Genomic DNA, 17,776 nt, shown 5'->3' on the forward strand with positions numbered 1-17,776 from the left:
GGATCGATCCATGACCGGCCACCGAGTTGCCGTCTACTACGCCTGGGATCGGTCGCGGGAAATCGCTGCCCCCCTTGATATCATCGAGAACCGCTTCCCGGCACTCTTCGAAAGCCGCCGCATCCTCTATCCGCATTATGACGAGCTTGCCGATCCCTACAGATTCGACCAGGGCATCGCCGGCTTTCTGGACGAGATCCTGCGCAGGAATTTCGAGGCTTTCGTCGCGCAGGCGGAGGCCGAGACCGGCCACGCCGTGCTGGAAATGGAGCGTGGCGGTGAGAACGGCGCTATCGTCAGGCTCGATGCCCGGATTCTAGAAAACGCCGATACGCTCATCGTCATTTCCTTCGATTCCCTGCGCACCGGTCAGCAGGCCGACAGCGCCGAAATCGAGGCGGTCAGGGCTTTCCTCTCGAAGCCCGGCAATATGCTCTTCGTCTGCCCGCATCACGATATCGGCGTTGTGGGGGACGCCCCCGACGACGACCGCACCGAAATCCAGATGGAGCACTTTCTCCATCACGGCGACCGCACCATCCCGCCGCAGCAGCGCTTCGGCGGCTTTGCCCGCTCGCTTCTGTCCGGCCTCGGCCTGCCGGTCGAAAACCGCTTCGGCCTTCACCCGGCAAGCGAGCCCGATGGATCGCCTAGCCCCGTTATCGTCGAGCGCGCTCTCGACCGGTACGGGCTTCTCGCCGACGTCAGGACATTCAACCTTCATCCCCACCTGCCGCATTTCGAACGGCTGGGCGAAGCGCTTGATGACCTCGACGTGCTCGCCCGCCAACCGATCGATCTTGCTGCTCCCTCGCACCGCTTCATGCGGGAAGGCCGCACCACGTTCGATGCGCTGCTGCAATCGCGCCCCGGCCTCTTTGCCGGCGACCTCCTGATTGGCGACGCCACGCTCTGGAGCTCGACGGCCGGCGGCCTCGACAGCCTCCGCCGCCTCTGGCGCAATGTCGTCACACGGGGGACGTGATGATGCTGACAGCACCGTCGACCGCCAAACGCCAGCATGATTTCGCCACCGCGCTCCTGGACCCTGCGCAGACCCTGCCCGACGGTCTGGTCGGGCCGGACGGCCAGCCCAGCCTGAAGCGCTTCAACGTCTATCGCAACAATGTCGTCGCCGGCCTGACGGCAACGTTGAAGGATGCGTTTCCGGCCGTGGCGCGCATCGTCGGCGAGGAATTCTTCCTTGCCATGGGGCGCATCTATGTCGCACTCGATCCGCCCACTTCCCCGATCATGCTCGATTATGGCCGGGGCTTTCCCGATTTCATCGAGACTTTCGAACCGGCGGCAAGCCTTCCCTATCTCGCCGACGTGGCACGCATCGAGCGGGCCTGGGTGGAGGCCTATCATGCCGCCGAGGCAGAGCCGGTTGAGGCTAGGGCCTTTGCTGCGATCAAGGCGGACGACCTGCCGCATCTCAGCGTCGCGCTGCATCCGTCGCTGCGCATCGTGCGCTCGCCCTTCCCGGCGCTGACGATCTGGCAGATGAACGTTGCGGACGGGCAGCCGGCCGAAGTGGATATATCCGCCGGCGGCGAAGACATATTGCTGCTGCGCCCTGGCGCGGATGTCGAAGCACGCGCGCTGCCGCCGGGTGCGGCGGCCTTCATCATCGCACTCGGCAAGGGACGGACGATGATCGACGCCATGAAACAGGCGCTGGAAGACAGTCCCCGTTTCGACCTGCCTGCCTGCCTCTCCGGCCTGATGACGGCGGGCGCCGTCATCGCCTTCGCCATCGCATCCGGGAGCGGCAGCAAATGACGGACAAGAGCTTTACGCCTGCCGCACTTTATCTGCGGCTTCTAGACATCGTCAGCCTGATCGGCCTCGCCGTCGCCCCGACGGTTATCCGCATTGCGCTTGCCCTGCCCTTCCTGCGCTCGGGGCTGACCCGCTGGGACGGCTTCCTGCAGCTCTCGGTCGGCACGCAATTCCTGTTCGAAGAGCAGTTCAAGCTGCACATCCTCGGCAATCTCTACGGTTTCCCCGTCCCCGATACGGTCGCCTTCCTCGTCGGCTGTGCGGAAATCGTGCTGCCGGTCCTGCTGCTGGCGGGCTTTGCCACACGCCTTGTCGGCCTTGCGCTGCTGATCATGACCGGTGTCATCCAGCTGGTCTTTCCCAACGGCTGGGTGAATTTTCACCTCTACTGGACTGCCCTTGCGCTCGCCGTCATGGCGCTCGGCCCCGGCCCGCTGTCGCTCGATTATCTCATGCCACGCCTGATTGCCCGCCCGCGCAAAAGGAGCGCGCCTGCATGAGCGAGGAGCGCGGCGACCGACTGAAACTCGTCTCCTCTCGGCCGGCAGGCTCTGTCATCAGGAGCGCACGCCATCGCGAACTCGACTGGACGATCCTGATGGCCCGCGCCCAGGATGGCGATGCTGCCGCCTATCTGCGCCTGCTGCAGGAGATCACGCCCTATCTGCGATCGCTGGCGGTGCGCTATCATCGCGACCCGAGAGACGTGGAGGATACGGTTCAGGATATCCTGCTGACCATTCATTCGATCCGCGAAACCTACGACCCGACCCGGCCCTTCGGCCCCTGGCTCGTCGGCATTGCAAACCGCCGCGCCTTCGACCGGCTGCGCCGGCAGGGACGCCAGCGCGCCCACGAATTCCCGCTGTCGAGCGAACATGACGCGGTTGCAACCGGTACCGATATCGAGGAAGCTGCCAACCGGATTCATCTCGAGGGCGCGATCAGCGACCTGCCGCCGGCGCAACAGCAGGCGATCAACATGCTGAAACTGAAGGAAATGTCGCTGAAGGAGGCTGCCAGAGAGAGCGGGATGTCCGTCACGTCGCTGAAGGTAGCCACCCACAGGGCGCTGAAAAGCCTTCGCAAGATCCTTCTCGATCATGGTGAGCTGTGATGGAGACCGCCGATCTCATCCGGTCTCTCGCGGACAATGTTAAACCCGTCAGGCGGTTGCGGCCGCCGCTGCTGCGCGCCGCCCTCTGGCTGGCGCTCGCCTTCGCGCTGATGGGCATCCTGACGATGATCCACGGCCTGCGCCCGCAATTTGCCGAACACATGGCCGATCCCGTGTTCCTGACGGGCATGCTGTCTTCGCTTGCAACCGGCATTCTCGCGGCAATCGCCACATTCATGATGAGCCTGCCCGACAAATCCCGTCTGTGGATGCTGCTTCCGCTTCCCACGCTCATCATCTGGATGGCCAATATCGGCTATCAGTGCTTTGCCGGCTGGGTGGCGCTGCCGCCGGCCGCTGTCACCGTCGAGGCCGCCACGAGCTGCCTGCTGACGCTCATCGTCACCAGCATTCCGCTCTCGCTGCTGATGCTGGTCATGCTGCGCTACGTCGCCTTCCTGCGGCCGGTCTCAGTTGCTCTCATCGGCAGCCTCGCCGTTTCGGGCATCACCTCCTCGGCGCTCTCGATGTTTCATCCGCTGGACGCGACCGTGATGGTGCTTGGCTGGAACCTCGGCACGGCAGTGCTCTTCGTGGTGATCGCCGCGATTATTGGGCGCAATGCGTCGAGGCGCGGCGGGCAGACGCTTCCATGATCGATGTCGTCGTTGTGAAGAAGGGCTCCCGCCCTCAAAGATCCCTGTACATGACAAGCGCATCGACAAACCCAAGTGCGGGATGGCGAAACGCACCCGGAAGCCGGCCGACCACCTGAAAATCGAGCGACTGCCACAGCCGCACTGCCCGCTCGTTGGAACTGACGACGAAATTGAACTGCATGGCCCGGAAGCCGCGCTGGCGCGCATGGGCAAGCGAGTGCTGGTGCATGATACGCGCCACACCCTGCCCCGCCGCTTGCGGAGCGGTCATATAGCCGCAATTGCAGACGTGATTGCCGCCGCCTGACTGATTGGCCTTGATATAATAGGTGCCGATGATGCTGCCGCCGTCATCGGCGACGAATGTTTCCTTGTCGGAACCGAGCCAGTAGCCGAGCGCATCGGACTCGCTCATGTCGCGGTCGAGCGTATAGGTTTCACCCGCCCGGATGACAGGCTCAAGGATCGTCCAGATAGCGCTGCGGTCTTCCGCTCTGGCAGGTCGGATCAGCATGATCGAATGTTGGCATGAGCAGATGGCGCTCTGCAACTGCAGCATGGCGCCTGGAAGGGTGTGGAGGAACAAGAAGACGTGAAGGCACTTGCTTCAGTCGTTGACGCTTTCGAGGATATCGTCGAGAAGCCGCTCGGCATAGCGCATCGTTTCGAACTGTTCTTCTGGCGACAGCTTGTGCGCAACGCATTCCGCCCGGATGGCGGTCCTCAGCTTGGCCAGCAGGGCAGCCTGTTCATAGGGCGTGAATGCGCTGTCGCGAACGGTGATCTTCGCGATCGTCTCCAGAATGGCGATCCTCCCCTCCACCTGCCTTGCCGAGCCGACATAGGATGGCCGATGCGGTCGGAGGTTCCGGCGCGGGAATGTTACGACATTGCTCATAGGCCCCTCACAGGGCCGGTGTCTTGAAATCGGAGCCTGACAGCATGGTGTGCAGCTTGTATTCGCTGTCAGCACCCTGCCGGTAAAGGTCGATTGTTATACGAGCGAGTTCGCGTGCCTCTGCGCAGTCGCGTGACCAGCCGCGCTCCGCGCAAAGCTTGTCGAAAGCCTTCTGCACGATCGCAAGCTCCACAGCGCCAATCCAGCGGTCCGCAGGCGCATCCATTCCGATCTTCGGTTGCATGATCTCCTCCTGATCGCTCCATAAAGATGCTGCCAAACGCACAAAGAGGCAGAGAGTTCCACACAAAATACAGGACGCAAAAATTTTCCTGGGAGCCTGTCTTTATGCCCCGTTCCAGGGCCTGCAAGCGACCCTGCCGTCGCCTTGAAAGGAAAAACAAACGCATTTCGCCATTGCGGTCAGGACAGCAGTTCGGCCCCGCGTCCTCTACGGCCCGGCGCCAAAGAAGGCGAGCCGGGTGAAGATCGTATAGTCCGCTTCCGATACCATGAGTGCCACGAAAACCAGCACCAGCAGCGGCGGCAGCAGGATAGCATAGACCAGTGCCAGCCGTTCCCAGGCCATGTGCATGAAGACGGCGACGATCAGCCCGGCTTTCAGCATCATGAACAGCAGGATGAGCGTCCACCTCAGATAGCCCTGGATGCCGAGATAATCGACCATATAGGAACCGGCGCTGAGCACGAAGAGCAGGCCCCAGACGAGGAGATAGAGCCGGATCGGGTGCTGCTGTCCGGTGTGTGCTTGTGCATGCATCGTTTGGGTTTGCGCATGCGCCGTTGTCTCGCTCATGACGACCTCACCACAGGTAAAAGAACGCGAAGATAAAGACCCAGACCAGGTCGACGAAGTGCCAGTAGAGGCCCATGATCTCGACGGCCTCGTAGCGGCCTTTCCGGCTGGTGAAGAAGCCGCGCCGTTCCACGTCGAAATCGCCCCGCCAGACCTTGCGGGCGATGATGAGCAGGAAGATGACGCCGATGGTGACATGGGTGCCGTGAAAGCCGGTGATCATGAAGAAGGTCGATCCGAACTGTGCCGCCCCCCATGGGTTTTCCCAGGGGCGCACCCCTTCGGTGATCAGCTTCGTCCATTCGAAGGCCTGCATGCCGACGAAACATGCGCCCAGAAGCGCCGTCAGCAGCATCAGCGCCGCCGTCCTGCCGCGTTCGCGGCGATAGCCGAAATTGACCGCCATCGCCATGGTGCCGCTGCTCGAGATCAGCACGAAGGTCATGATCGCGATCAGGATCAGCGGAACGTCCTGACCGCCGATATGCAGCGCAAAGACCTCGCTCGGATTGGGCCAGGGCACCGGCGTCGACATGCGGGCGGTCATATAGGCGATCAGGAAACAGCCGAAGACGAAGGTGTCGCTGAGCAGGAAGATCCACATCATCGCCTTGCCCCAGGAGGCTGTCTTGAAGGCGCGCTGATCCGAGCTGAAATCGGCCGCGACACCGCGAAGACCTGCCGGCCCGAGGCCGGGCTCGCCATGTGTCTGGACAGGATGTGCCATCTGCAAATCTCCTAGTTCAGTAATGTGCGGCAGAGATCGACGAAATCATTCGCCCAGCCGGCAAAGAGTGCGAAGAGCAGGAGCCAGACGGCGAGCATGAAATGCGAATAGATGGCCGAGAGATCGACGCTGAGCCGCAGCTTTTCCGGTTGAACGTCGGCCGAAAATGCCCTGACCGTCGTGTGCGCCAGCACGGCAAGCCCGCCCAGAATATGCAGGCCATGCAGGCCGGTCAGCATGTAGAAGAAGCTGTTGGCGGGATTGTCGGCCAGCACATAGCCGGCTGCCGTAAGCTCCCGCCATGCCTGGATCTGCCCGACGAGAAAGAAGACGGCAAGTGCAAGCCCTGTCACAAGCGCCGGCCGCAGGCTTTCCATGCGGCCGTGCTGCGCTTCCCGTTTGGCCCATTGCAGCGCCGCACTGCTCAAGGCGAGTGCTGCGGTATTCACCCAGAGCAGGCGGGGAATCGGCATCCCCCACCAGTCGGCAGACGCCATGCGCATGAAATAGGCGCTGACGGCAAGGCTGAAGATCGCGCCGACGACGCCGAGAAACACGAAGAGGCCGATCTTCACCGCCGGCACCGGCGGCCGGTCGATGCCATGACGATCCGGCAACTGCACCGAGCCGGTTTCGAGCCACGGCTTCGAGGTTAGCCGCTGCCCGGCCAGCCACCAGATGATGATGGCGGCGATGGTGGCGAGAAAAAGCAGGATGACGTTCATGCCGGGACCTCGCGGGTGACGCCATCGCTTGCCGGCACATTCTGCGGGATGAAATCCTCGGGGGCGCCCGGCACGCTATAGTCATAGGCCCAGCGGTAGACGACAGGCAGATCCTTGCCCCAGTTGCCATGCGCGGGCGGCGTCTGCGGCGTCTGCCATTCGAGCGTCGTTGCCCGCCATGGATTGCCGCCTGCTTCCCTGCCCCGGAAAAGGCTCCAGGCCAGATTGAACAGGAAGACGATCTGTGCCGCCCCGACAATCAGCGCCATGATGGTGATGAATATGTTCAGCGTATGGGCCGAGGGCGGAACGAAAGCCGTCTCTCCCATCTCGAAATAGCGGCGCGGCACGCCGAGCAGGCCGAGATAATGCATCGGAAAGAAGATCGCATAGGTGCCGAGGAAGGTGATCCAGAAGTGGATCTGGCCGAGCGTCTCGTCCAGCATGCGTCCCGTCACCTTCGGATACCAGTGATAGATCGCCCCGAAGATGACGAGGATCGGCGCGACCCCCATGACCATGTGGAAATGCGCGACGACGAACATCGTATCCGACAGCGGCACGTCTACGACGACGTTGCCGAGGAAGAGACCGGTGAGCCCGCCATTGACGAAGGTGACGATGAAGGCAAGCGCAAAAAGCATCGGCAGCGTCAGGTGAATGTCGCCGCGCCACAGCGTCAGCACCCAGTTATAGACCTTGATCGCCGTGGGCACAGCGATGATCAGCGTCGTGGTGGCGAAGAAGAAGCCGAAGGCCGGGTTCATGCCGCTGACATACATGTGGTGCGCCCAGACGACGAAACTCAGCGCACCGATGATGACGATCGCCCAGACCATCATGCGGTAGCCGAAGATGTTCTTTCGCGCATGCGTGCTGATCAGGTCCGAAACGATGCCGAAGGCCGGAAGTGCGACGATATAAACCTCCGGATGACCGAAGAACCAGAACAGGTGCTGGAAGAGGATCGGGCTGCCGCCGCCATGCTGGAGCTGCGTGCCCATCTCGACGATGGCGGGCATGAAGAAGCTGGTGCCGAGCACGCGGTCGAAGAGCATCATGACGCAGGCGACGAAGAGCGCGGGAAAGGCGAGCAGCGCCATAACGGTCGCAGTGAAGATGCCCCAGACGGTGAGCGGCATGCGCATCAACGTCATGCCGCGCGCCCGTCCCTGCAGCACCGTCACCACATAGTTCAGGCCGCCCATGGTAAAGCCGATGATGAAGACGATCAGCGAGGTGAGCATCAGCAGGATGCCCCAGTCCTTACCACCAGGCGTTCCTGACAGAACCGATTGCGGCGGATAAAGCGTCCAGCCGGCCCCTGTCGGGCCGCCGGGGGCAAAAAAGCCCGCGACCAGGATCAGCACCGCAAGCAGATAGATCCAGTAGCTCAGCATGTTCGCGTAGGGGAAGACCATGTCGCGCGCGCCGACCATCAGCGGAATGAGATAATTGCCGAAACCGCCGAGGAAGAGTGCGGTCAGGAGATAGATCACCATGATCATGCCGTGCATGGTGATGAACTGGTAATAATGATCCGCATCGATGAAGGAGAGAGCGCCGGGAAAGGCGAGCTGAATCCGCATCAGCCAGGAGAGCACCAGCGCCACCATGCCGATCGAGATGGCGGTCAGCGCATATTGCACCGCGATGATCTTCGCATCCTGGCTGAACACATATTTGGTCCACCAGCTGTGTGGATGATAAAGCTCGACATCCTCGACTTCGGCGGAGGGGATGCTGCCGGATGGAATCTCGACCATGATCTCTCTTCCCTTTCCCGATGCGGCCTTTGGCCGTCTTCTTCCGCCGGTTACTTACCGGCATGCGGCCTCCGGCCGTCTTCGCCAGCTCAGTTTGCCGGCGGCGGCTCTCCCGATGATGCCGTAAGCTGGGTGAATGTCTGCTGCTGATCGAGCCAGGTCTGATAGTCTGCGGCGTTGTCGACCACGACAGTCCCGCGCATCTGCGGATGGCCGACGCCGCAAAGTTCGGCACAGAGAATTTCGAAGGTTCCAGTCCGTGTCGGCGTAAGCCAGAAATAGGTGACCATGCCGGGGATCATGTCCATCTTGGCACGGAATTCCGGAACGTAGAAATCGTGGAGCACATCGACGGAGCGCAGCAATATGTGCACCGGCTTGCCAATCGGCAGGTGCAGCTCGCCTCCCTCGATGATGATGTCGTCGAGGCCGTTCGCGTCGTTCTTGTCGAGACCGAGCGGATTTTCGGCGGTGACGTCGCGCGTCTCGGCGCGGCCGAGCTTTCCGTCAGCGCCCGGCAGGCGGAAGCTCCATAGCCATTGCTGGCTGACGACCTCCACCGATGCGGCATCTGGGGGCACCGTGATGAACTGTTTCCACACGATGAGGCCGGGCGCCAGCATTGCTGCGACACCGACCGCCGTTCCCGAGGCGAGCAAAACTTCCAGCCTGCGGTTCTCGGGCTCGTAATGCGCCCGGTTGCCTGGCTTGTGCCGGAAGCGGAACACGCAATAGGCCATGAAGGAAATCACCGCCACGAACACGATGCCGGTGATCCAGAAGGTGATGACGAGCGTGCTGTCTATATAGCTCCAGTTGGACGCGATCGGCGTCCACCACCACGGGCTCAGCACATGAAACAGCACGGAGCCGACGACAACAAGGACGAGGATCAGCACGACAGCCATTTCCGCTCCTCCCTGAGCAGTTGACCGTGAAACCGTATTCCGCAAAAGTCCGTATTTATTATCGCACAGATAGAAAATATCGGCAATTACGGCGATTTAGGCAGGGGCCACATAGTCCGCGACCCTCCATCAGGGGTATTGCCGCCGTCTGGAATCTTGCCTGTCATTTGGAATATTGCTTGAGATAGGCGATGAGATCGGTGATTTCCTGATCATCCTTCAGGCCGACGAAGGCCATTTTCGTGCCCTTCACCTTCACTCTCGGATTGTGCAGGTAATCGCGCAGCGTCGCCTCGTCCCAGACGAGCCCGCCATCGCCGGCCGCCTTCATCGAAGCCGAATAGGCGAAATCGGGATGCGTTCCGGCCTTCCTGCCAAGCACCCCGTTCAGCGACGGACCGACCTTGTTCGTATCGGAATCGACGATATGACAGGTCGCGCATTTCTTGAAAACAATGGCACCCGCATTGGCATCGCCCTCCTGCGCCCCTGACTTACCAGGGGAAAGGGCAAACACGGATGCAGCGATCAGCAGAACAACACGGTAATCCACGGCAAACCTCATCCTCCTCAAGGTCGCCCAGCCACTCACACCTTCCGCTCACATTCGTGCGCAGATGGTGGTTGCTACGTCTCAAAGCTTAATCTTTCGCGGAAGCAAGTCAATCGGCTCCCCAATTCGGAGCTGGGGAACGGATGGAAAGGTCGAGACCATCAGGCTGAGTGACCCTGCCTACTCACCGCGGCAATCGTCTTCTGCGCAAATATCTGGCCGGCCTGCGGCAGAGTTGCCAAAAAGCAGTCTGTTCCGGCGGGACGGCCCATGGCAAACTCCGCCGCGAGCGCCGGCGCAGACGCATCGAACATGAGTCACTGGAGGCTGTCTTGCCACTGAACCGATTGGTGATCTACGCCGGCGATGTCGAGGAAACCGCCGCATTCTACGAGACGCATTTCGGCTTCAAGCGCATGCGGCTGCCCGGCGACCGCATCGTCGAGCTGGTCGCGCAGGATGGTGGCGCCAATATCATGCTGCATCAGGCCGCGAAGGGGCAGCGCCGCGGCCAGTCCACCGTCAAGCTGGTCTTCGATGTCGAGAACGTCGAATCCTTCTGCGCCGAATGCGCCGGCAACGGCCTGACATTCGGGCCGATCCGCAAGGCGGACGGCTATGTCTACGCCAATGCAAAGGACCCGTGCCAGAACCCGATCCAGGTTTCCAGCCGGGCCTTCCGGTGAGCACTTGCCGAAGCCTCGGGCTCCGCGCTTTCAGCCGCGCATCCGACTCAGGAGATCCTGCACGTGCCGATGAATGGTATCCGTACTCTCCTCTGCTGAGAGCGAGGTAACATCAAGATTGAGCGTATTCGCATGCTCGGGATCAAGCACCTGCAGTGTCCGGCTGCGCTCCCGCGAGGCTTCGGCATTGACCGATTTCAGCCGCTCACGCCGCTCTGGTATGGCAACCCGCCGCGCCAGCTCCTCCGCCTCGCAAAGCAATCGCACCGGCACCAGCAACGACCCGCGCTCCTCGGCGGCATCGGCAATCTGCCGGAAGGTTCGGTGGCTGCGCTCATCACCCTGAATGCCGGCATGGGTGAAGATGAAATTGGCTGACGGAGCGCTGAAAGCGACGATCGTGTCCAGAACCGCCTGTCGCACCCTGCCCGTCTGCTCCCAGATCGCCTCCGGCAGCGGCTTCGTCAGATCATGATCGAGAACGCCGAGCACCGGATTGTTGATCCAGTGATTGTCGATGATCTTTGCGGAAAGAAGAGGACTGAGCTTCCGGGCGATGGTGAGCTTGCCGGTACCGGGAAAGCCGATGAGCAGGAGGAAAATGCCGGTCATGTCGCGCAATCATCAAAGGTTCAAAACACCAGGAGCAGTGTGACGTCCACCGCGCCAACCACAATAGACGTCTAAACAAGATTCGGTTTCCGATCTTCGAACGAAGAGCATTGAATGACCTTGAGATTTGGGAGAGCCTTTTACAGCGGAAACCGAATGGAGGGAAACCAACAAACAACTCAGGTGAAAACGCACCGGTATTTGAGGCTACTCGCTAATCCACATGCTATTGTGCGTCGGAAGTAGTTTTGAAGGTTGCTATCAAATGGATTTGGGATTCGATCCGGATACGCGCATGAGCTTGGGCAGCATCGATGAAACCATTTTCCACTTCTCGCAGTGTTTTCCTGATACATGTTTCTGCAAACTCGCGTGATATGTTGTCGTCGTCTTCCGCCAAAAGCTCAAGAAGTCCTTGTACTTCAAGAGAGCGAGACATCTTGCTCTGTTGTGGAGCCATCCGCACATTGTAAAAGATGCTGTCCACACACCGCAGAAATCGGTAGAGATCGCGGTCGTGGCTCAAACTCATTGTCTCTGCCGTTAGCGCACGTATCTCGGCTCTCGTTGAAAATAGTTTGGCGCGGGAAAATCTAAGGTTATCCAGTGCGATATTAAACTCGGATGTCGTTCTTGCAGCACTCACATCCCGCAAAGTTGTTGCGAAAAGAGTAATGTAATCCTCAAATACTGGCTGCAGCGCGCGGAAGGTCGGATCAATGACATCCTCAAAAAGCCGTACTTTTTTACTTTTTATTTGCCCAACCAGCTCTTTTGCCTTTGACAAGACATCCAGGAAGTCTTTCAAAACAGGTAAAGAGATAAACTCCAGCAACTAACTCTCCGAGATAATTTTATCATGGACCTTCCCTACACACGATCCTAACACATTCGGGCTCACTCCGGAATAATTATTTAGATTATACTACAGTATGATTTTGGCAAAATCCTGTGTTCTGAACCTCTATTTTAGAAATCCGCATTCGAATGAATAGACTGGATGTCGGCATGATCGAGGTGACGCAGACATTCCCGTAATCTCCGCCTATTTGCAGACGGCCCTTCCGCCCCTGCGCGACATGAGATCGAAATGGAAATGGTTCCAGTGCTCCGGATTGTAGCCGGGGCCAAGTACTGTCGTGAAATAATTGCAGCTGTCGCTGCGCACGGCCTTCAGCAGACGCCCTTCGCGGAAGGAGAACAGGCCCTTCTTGCGCACGTCGATCTCATGGCCGTCCTTCAGCACGAACTTGCCGACATCGATGGCGTTGCCCTTCGCATGTTCCGATATCGGATTGTATCTCTGGCGGCTGTTGTTCATGCGCCGGCAGGAATAGCCGCCGAGCGGCTCGATGGTCCTGATGCCGGTCCAGTAGCGGAACCGCGCAGACGGCGCGAGCTCGTTCTTCACCCATTTGGCGAAGGCGAGCGTGACCTGGCAGTTCAGGATCACCGCCGGCTTGACGCCGATATTGCCGGAGAGGCCTTGGAGCGAAACCGGGTAAGGCACCTGGCAGGCCGGCCCGTTGGAGATCGGCGGGCGATCCTCGAAAATCACGCCCATGCGTTTCAGCTCGCGCCTGCATGACAATTCGGAAGACGGCATGACGCCGGGATCGACGGGAGCCGCCGGCTCGCTCATCATGGGATTGTTCGGCCGCAACATGGCGACCTGCTCGGGCTCGTCTTCCTCGGGCACGCGCGTCGGCGCCAGAACCGGGCTGCCGTCGTTCCAGGTCCGGGCGCCACCGCCGGCAGCGCGCATCGGCTGACGGCTCATCTGGCTGGCCGCGACCGGCTGCGGCATGTTCCGCCGGTTCAGCTGCGTGGGATTATCCGTGCCAATGCCGTCGACAACGGGTTCGGTGGCATTACCCTCGGCGATCTGCTGCTGTTGCTCCTGCGCCAGGCCGACGACCGGCTGATTGCCCGGCCCGGCGCCGAGCTCCTCATCCATGTTGACGCCGCCCTGGGGAATGGCGAGCGGCTTCACGCCGCCCCAGTTGCCGTTGGATGCCTGTTGCTGCTGGCCCTGTTGCGCCAAGGCTTCATCGCTATCGATCATAGGCAGGCGCCGCTGCCCCTGCTGCGGCGTGGCCATGGGCACCGGTTGCTGTACCGGCGCGCGCATCTGATGGCCCGATCCGGCAAGGTTCGGCGTATCGAGATAGTCGATCTGCCCCTGCGTATTGCCCACAGGCGCGCTGGAGGCGGGATAGGGTTGCTGGCTCTGGACCGGAGCCATGCGCATGGCCCCGCCCCGCACCGGCGAAATGGAGCTGACACGCGTGCTGCTATCGACATTCTCAGGCGGCACCAGCCCATCGCTGATCGAACAGGTCGTCAACGCCGTGGAAAGCAGGATTGGCAGGGCGGTACGCCGGAGAAGGGAAAGAAACGCCATACTTATCGCTTCCGCATGCGGCCTGTGATCGGAAAACCTCGATTCAAATTTAATTAAAAACGGTGAATGAAAGCTTTACGTGTGGAGATTGGCTGATCGCGAGCGTTCGCACTCGTTAGAGAGGTATCTCCACACCGCGGTATTAAAACGTATCCCAGCACAAAGAGCTGTTGCCATGAGCCGGCCTGCTCTAGCTTTCCGGCAAACTTCGAGAGGCACAGACCCTATGACCCTACCCGAAATCCGCATAGAAGACCTCCGCGCGCTTGAAGAAGCCCTGCATCGGCCGGAGATACGTCGCTCCCGCGAAGCTCTGGAAGACCTGCTGGCGGATGGATTTGGCGAATTCGGTGCATCGGGAACGGTTTATCGCCGCGACGTTGTGATCGGGCTTCTGCTGCAGGAAGACGACAGCACCGACAACAGCGAACTGCATTCCGGCGACTATGCCTTGACGCCGATTTCGGCCGACGCTGCCCTGCTGACCTACCGCACCTGGCGCCGACAAGCGGATGGATCGGAGCGGCATGTGCTGCGCAGCTCCATCTGGAAACACGATGGACGGCGATGGCAGATGCTCTTCCACCAGGGCACTCCGACCCGTCTATAGTGTCGCAACTGATTGCCGATTGAGTTCTGGCGATCCGGCAAATGCTGGTCGTTGTTTTCGGACCTGTTGGCATCCTCGGCTAGAACCATAACTATCGTACCATGAGCCCGGTCCATACTCAGGAAAGCCGCCGATGGAAGCAGCGATAAGCAAACTATTCGAACGCTATGAACGCTTTTTCCGGCAGGCTCTCGCAGCCAAAGCCGATATGGATGAGGTCGCATCCCTCTATGCCTCTGATGTCATCGCCGCTTCGCCCGTCGGGATCATGTCCGGCAAGAATGACGAAGAGCTCGAGCGGATGACGACACCGGGCTTTGAGCAAGCCTGATCTGCTGTCGGAGGAAAAACAAAGGGCCGCGCCAGCAATGCCACGGCCCTTCTCGTCAGATCGTCACCAGCCTGTCAAGCAGCCCGGCCGTATCGCGCACCCTGCCCCGTCTGGTCGCGCAGGCGGAATTTCGACAACAACGTCCGCAGCTGCTGGCTTTCCTCCGCCAGCGTCTGGCTCGCCGCCGTGGTCTCTTCGACCATAGCGGCATTCTGCTGGGTCATCTGGTCCATGTGGTTGACGGAGGTATTGATCTCATGCAGCCCGGTTGCCTGTTCGCGGGCGGCAGTCGCGATGGAGTCGACATGGGCATTGACGCGGTTGACCAGCGCTTCGATCTCGACCAGCGCATCGCCGGTGGAGCGCACCAGCGCCACGCCGCCTTCGACTTCGGCTGCCGAGCTCGAAATCAGCGTCTTGATCTCCTTGGCCGCATTGGCCGAGCGTTGGGCGAGCTCGCGTACTTCCTGCGCCACGACCGCGAAACCGCGGCCGGCTTCGCCTGCACGCGCTGCTTCCACGCCAGCGTTGAGCGCCAAGAGGTTCGTCTGGAAGGCAATCTCGTCGATGACGCCGATGATCTGGTTGATGCGGCTCGAACTATCCTCGATGCGGCTCATGGCCGAGACCGCGTTGCGGACGATCTCGCCGGATTTTCCGGCACTCGTCTTCGTTTCCGCCACCATGGTGCGCGCCTCGTTGGCGCGTTCGGAGGCGGTGCGGACCGTCGCGGTGATCTCGTCGAGAGCCGCGGCCGTCTCCTCGAGCGCTGCCGCCTGCTGCTCGGTGCGCTTGGAAAGATTGCCGGTCGCATCGCTGATGTCCCGGGCGCTGTCATTGACGATATGGCTGGATTCCGCGATCGCATGGATAACGCCGTTGAGCGCATCGACCGCCGCGTTGAAGTCGGAGCGGAGCTTCGCATAATCCTGGCCGAGATCGTCGATCGCAACCGTCAGGTCGCCGGCCGCAAGCCGCTCCAGGCCGGCGCCGAGCGCGTGCATCGCCGCCGTCTGGCGTTCTGAGGACGAGCGCAAGCTCGCCTCGTTGCCGCGCCGTTCGCTTTCGATCTCCCGCTGGCGCTCGTCTTCGCGAACGCGCAGTTCGGCCCGCTCGGCAACGGAGTCACGCAGCACGATCAGCGATTTCGCCATCTGGCCGATCTCGTCGCGCCGGTCGGCATCCGTGATATCGACGCTCGCATTCTCATCGGCAATCGCATTCATCGCCGCCTTAAGGCGCACAACCGGCGCCGTCACGCTGCGCACGATCGCATAGGCGATGGCAAGGGTAATGAGCGCGCCGATGAGACCGACCGCAGCCGTCCAGATCGCGTTCTGGCGATAGAGCGCTGCAAGATCATCCGAATAGACGCCGGTGCCGACGATCCAGCCCCAGGGCTGAAAGCCCGCCACATGCGAATATTTCAGCACCGGCTGGTCGGCGCCGGGCTTCGGCCAGTAGTAGTCGACGAAACCCTGCCCGCTCGCCTTCACCGTATTGACGAATTCGACGAACAGGAACTTGCCGTTCGGGTCCTTGTTCTGCGTCAGGTCCGTGCCGTTGAGCTCAGGCTTGACCGGATGCATCACCATGACAGGATGCATGTCATTGATCCAGAAATAGCCGGTGCCGCCGCCATAGCGCATGGAAGAGATCACTTCCTTGGCTGCCGTCTGTGCCTGCTCGCGGGTCATCGTGCCCGCCTGCTCCAGCTTGTAATACTTGTCGAAGATGGCGAGCGCGGTCGCATCCATCTGCGCCAGCCCGGCTTTACGCTCGGCTTCCAGCTCCCGATAGGAATAGTTGAGGAAGAAGATCATCGTTGCGGCAAGCACGGCAAGCGCGAAGGCGACGATGCTGTAGAGGCGGGTTGAAATCCTGATGTTGCGCATGGGGTTCCGGCAGCTCTCATGTGTGACAATCATCAGATACTGATGTGAGCCGCTTACCGGACGGTAAAACTTGATTAGAATGTGATTAAATAACGCTACGTGAGGCAATCGGGCGCAGCCCCGCTGCAAGATCAAGCATTTGAATTCGAACCGAATTTTAACGGTTGAGATTCTTCTGCAGCTACCGGATATTTTTTACAGGCGCCGCGCAAACCGGTGTTTTTGCGCTCTTTCCCACCGGCTGGCCTTTGCATTAGGGTGATTCCAGATGAATCACCGGCCAAACGGAGAGCCCTTGATGACCGATGCCGCCAAGCCGACAGGCGAACTGACGCTACGTACGCTCGCCATGCCCGGGGACGCCAATCCGGCTGGCGATATCTTCGGCGGCTGGGTCATGGCACAGATGGACCTTGCAAGCGGCATCCGCGCCGCCGAGCGCGCCAGGGGCCGCGTCGTCACCGCGGCGGTGAAAGAAATGGCCTTCGAACTGCCGGTCAAGATCGGCGATACGCTATCCATCTATACCGAGGTGGAGCGGGTCGGGCGCACCTCGATCACGCTGCGCGTGGAAGCCTGGGCGCACCGCTCGCGCTACAATCAGCAGGAAAAGGTCACCGCCGGCACCTTCATCATGGTGGCGCTCGACGAAGACGGCAAACCCAAGGTCGTCCCGCAGGAGTGAGATGATGCAGGCGGCCGCGACACCGGAAGTCTACGTCTACATCCGCACTGTGATGTCGATGGTGATCGGCCTCTCGCTTGCCCGCCTGCTGACCGGCCTCGGCGGCATCGTGCAGTCGCCTGGCAAATTCAGGGTCTACTGGGTGCATCTCGGCTGGGTCGCCTCGATGTTCCTGTTCATCATCCATTTCTGGTGGTGGGAATATCGCCTTCAGTCGCTCGCCGTCATCTCCTTCGGCGTCTACCTTTTCCTCATCAGTTTCTGCTGCCTCTTCTTCTTCCTCTGCGTGCTGATCTTCCCGACGACGATCGAGGATTACGGCGGCTACGAGGAATATTTCATCTCGCGGCGCAGATGGTTTTTCGGCATGCTGGCCGTGACCTATGTGGTGGATTTTTTGGATACGCTGTTGAAGGGCAAGGCGTATCTGGTGGCACTCGGGTGGGAATATCCGGCGCGGAATGCCGTCTATATCGTGCTGTGTATTGTTGCGGCCTGGACGGCGAACCGGCGGTTTCATGCGGTGTTCGTCAGCGCTGGCCTCATCTACCAGATCACATGGATCTTCCGGCTGTATGATTTCATTTGAGGATTGGAA

General features: G+C 60.6%; 23 protein-coding genes. 10 read left to right on the top strand and 13 right to left on the bottom strand.

Translation table 11 applies throughout. The features are described from left to right. The first annotated feature begins 10 nt into the window (after positions 1-10). The 5 genes from PMI11_RS10460 to PMI11_RS10480 are packed head-to-tail and all read left to right on the top strand — an operon-like array spanning position 11 to position 3,558. Positions 11-985 (top strand): hypothetical protein, encoded by a 975-nt coding sequence (locus PMI11_RS10460; protein ID WP_007816427.1) that lies wholly within the window; start codon positions 11-13, stop codon positions 983-985. Then, positions 985-1,785 carry an HvfC/BufC N-terminal domain-containing protein gene (locus PMI11_RS10465; RefSeq protein WP_037071073.1) on the top strand — a complete coding sequence of 267 codons (801 nt, stop codon included), beginning with the start codon at positions 985-987 and terminating at the stop codon, positions 1,783-1,785. The genes PMI11_RS10460 and PMI11_RS10465 overlap by 1 nt, the downstream gene beginning before the upstream one ends. Further along, positions 1,782-2,285, top strand: coding sequence for a DoxX family protein (locus PMI11_RS10470; RefSeq protein ID WP_007816434.1), 504 nt, complete (start codon positions 1,782-1,784; stop codon positions 2,283-2,285). Before PMI11_RS10465 ends, PMI11_RS10470 begins: the two co-directional genes overlap by 4 nt. Further along, complete coding sequence (locus tag PMI11_RS10475; protein WP_007816435.1) at positions 2,282-2,902, top strand: sigma-70 family RNA polymerase sigma factor; 621 nt, start codon at positions 2,282-2,284, stop codon at positions 2,900-2,902. Before PMI11_RS10470 ends, PMI11_RS10475 begins: the two co-directional genes overlap by 4 nt. Further along, a complete protein-coding gene (locus PMI11_RS10480; protein WP_007816436.1) occupies positions 2,902-3,558 on the top strand; it encodes an NrsF family protein in 657 nt (218 codons plus the stop codon). The genes PMI11_RS10475 and PMI11_RS10480 overlap by 1 nt, the downstream gene beginning before the upstream one ends. 34 nt (positions 3,559-3,592) lie before the next feature. Here the strand turns inward: PMI11_RS10480 and PMI11_RS10485 are convergent, their stop codons facing one another. The 9 genes from PMI11_RS10485 to PMI11_RS10525 all read right to left on the bottom strand — a co-directional run bounded on the left by PMI11_RS10485 (position 3,593) and on the right by PMI11_RS10525 (position 9,955). After that, positions 3,593-4,075: a GNAT family N-acetyltransferase gene (locus PMI11_RS10485; RefSeq protein ID WP_037071094.1), complete on the bottom strand. Its 483-nt coding sequence runs from the start codon at positions 4,073-4,075 to the stop codon at positions 3,593-3,595. 93 nt (positions 4,076-4,168) lie between these two features. Further along, positions 4,169-4,459 (bottom strand): hypothetical protein, encoded by a 291-nt coding sequence (locus PMI11_RS10490; RefSeq protein WP_007816438.1) that lies wholly within the window; start codon positions 4,457-4,459, stop codon positions 4,169-4,171. Positions 4,460-4,466: 7 nt separating this feature from the next. Then, positions 4,467-4,703, bottom strand: coding sequence for a hypothetical protein (locus tag PMI11_RS10495; protein WP_007816439.1), 237 nt, complete (start codon positions 4,701-4,703; stop codon positions 4,467-4,469). Between the two features lie 207 nt (positions 4,704-4,910). After that, positions 4,911-5,276, bottom strand: coding sequence for a cytochrome C oxidase subunit IV family protein (locus PMI11_RS10500; RefSeq protein ID WP_007816440.1), 366 nt, complete (start codon positions 5,274-5,276; stop codon positions 4,911-4,913). Between the two features lie 7 nt (positions 5,277-5,283). Beyond that, positions 5,284-6,003, bottom strand: a complete 720-nt coding sequence (locus PMI11_RS10505) for a heme-copper oxidase subunit III family protein (protein ID WP_007816442.1) — start codon at positions 6,001-6,003, stop codon at positions 5,284-5,286. A gap of 11 nt (positions 6,004-6,014) precedes the next feature. Continuing rightward, a complete protein-coding gene (locus PMI11_RS10510; RefSeq protein ID WP_007816453.1) occupies positions 6,015-6,728 on the bottom strand; it encodes a cytochrome c oxidase subunit 3 in 714 nt (237 codons plus the stop codon). Beyond that, complete coding sequence (gene ctaD / locus PMI11_RS10515) at positions 6,725-8,494, bottom strand: cytochrome c oxidase subunit I (RefSeq protein ID WP_007816454.1); 1,770 nt, start codon at positions 8,492-8,494, stop codon at positions 6,725-6,727. Before ctaD ends, PMI11_RS10510 begins: the two co-directional genes overlap by 4 nt. Before the next feature lie 89 nt (positions 8,495-8,583). After that, complete coding sequence (locus PMI11_RS10520; RefSeq protein ID WP_007816455.1) at positions 8,584-9,402, bottom strand: cytochrome c oxidase subunit II; 819 nt, start codon at positions 9,400-9,402, stop codon at positions 8,584-8,586. Between the two features lie 163 nt (positions 9,403-9,565). Next, the gene (locus PMI11_RS10525) at positions 9,566-9,955 is read right to left on the bottom strand and encodes a c-type cytochrome (protein ID WP_037071095.1); all 390 of its coding nucleotides are present in this window, start codon (positions 9,953-9,955) and stop codon (positions 9,566-9,568) included. Between the two features lie 332 nt (positions 9,956-10,287). Between PMI11_RS10525 and PMI11_RS10530 the strand changes: the two genes are divergently transcribed. Continuing rightward, positions 10,288-10,641: a VOC family protein gene (locus PMI11_RS10530; RefSeq protein WP_007816457.1), complete on the top strand. Its 354-nt coding sequence runs from the start codon at positions 10,288-10,290 to the stop codon at positions 10,639-10,641. A gap of 30 nt (positions 10,642-10,671) precedes the next feature. Here PMI11_RS10530 and PMI11_RS10535 read toward each other — a convergent pair whose 3' ends face one another. From PMI11_RS10535 to PMI11_RS10545, 3 genes are all read right to left on the bottom strand, one after another. Beyond that, a complete protein-coding gene (locus PMI11_RS10535; RefSeq protein ID WP_007816458.1) occupies positions 10,672-11,253 on the bottom strand; it encodes an AAA family ATPase in 582 nt (193 codons plus the stop codon). 226 nt (positions 11,254-11,479) lie between these two features. Further along, on the bottom strand, positions 11,480-12,088 hold the full coding sequence (locus PMI11_RS10540; RefSeq protein ID WP_007816459.1) for a hypothetical protein: 609 nt from the start codon (positions 12,086-12,088) through the stop codon (positions 11,480-11,482). Between the two features lie 210 nt (positions 12,089-12,298). Then, on the bottom strand, positions 12,299-13,657 hold the full coding sequence (locus PMI11_RS10545) for an extensin-like domain-containing protein (RefSeq protein ID WP_007816460.1): 1,359 nt from the start codon (positions 13,655-13,657) through the stop codon (positions 12,299-12,301). 226 nt (positions 13,658-13,883) lie between these two features. Here PMI11_RS10545 and PMI11_RS10550 point away from each other — a divergent pair, with 226 nt between their 5' ends. Continuing rightward, positions 13,884-14,267 carry a nuclear transport factor 2 family protein gene (locus PMI11_RS10550; RefSeq protein ID WP_007816461.1) on the top strand — a complete coding sequence of 128 codons (384 nt, stop codon included), beginning with the start codon at positions 13,884-13,886 and terminating at the stop codon, positions 14,265-14,267. A gap of 133 nt (positions 14,268-14,400) precedes the next feature. Then, positions 14,401-14,598, top strand: a complete 198-nt coding sequence (locus PMI11_RS10555) for a hypothetical protein (RefSeq protein WP_007816462.1) — start codon at positions 14,401-14,403, stop codon at positions 14,596-14,598. A gap of 74 nt (positions 14,599-14,672) precedes the next feature. Here the strand turns inward: PMI11_RS10555 and PMI11_RS10560 are convergent, their stop codons facing one another. Then, positions 14,673-16,493 carry a methyl-accepting chemotaxis protein gene (locus PMI11_RS10560; RefSeq protein WP_007816463.1) on the bottom strand — a complete coding sequence of 607 codons (1,821 nt, stop codon included), beginning with the start codon at positions 16,491-16,493 and terminating at the stop codon, positions 14,673-14,675. Positions 16,494-16,791: 298 nt separating this feature from the next. Between PMI11_RS10560 and PMI11_RS10565 the strand changes: the two genes are divergently transcribed. After that, positions 16,792-17,178 (top strand): acyl-CoA thioesterase, encoded by a 387-nt coding sequence (locus tag PMI11_RS10565; RefSeq protein ID WP_007816464.1) that lies wholly within the window; start codon positions 16,792-16,794, stop codon positions 17,176-17,178. A gap of 4 nt (positions 17,179-17,182) precedes the next feature. Then, positions 17,183-17,767, top strand: a complete 585-nt coding sequence (locus tag PMI11_RS10570) for a hypothetical protein (protein WP_007816466.1) — start codon at positions 17,183-17,185, stop codon at positions 17,765-17,767. Positions 17,768-17,776 lie beyond the last annotated feature (9 nt).

The organism is Rhizobium sp. CF142, from assembly GCF_000281145.1.
In the GTDB taxonomy this organism is placed as follows: domain Bacteria; phylum Pseudomonadota; class Alphaproteobacteria; order Rhizobiales; family Rhizobiaceae; genus Rhizobium.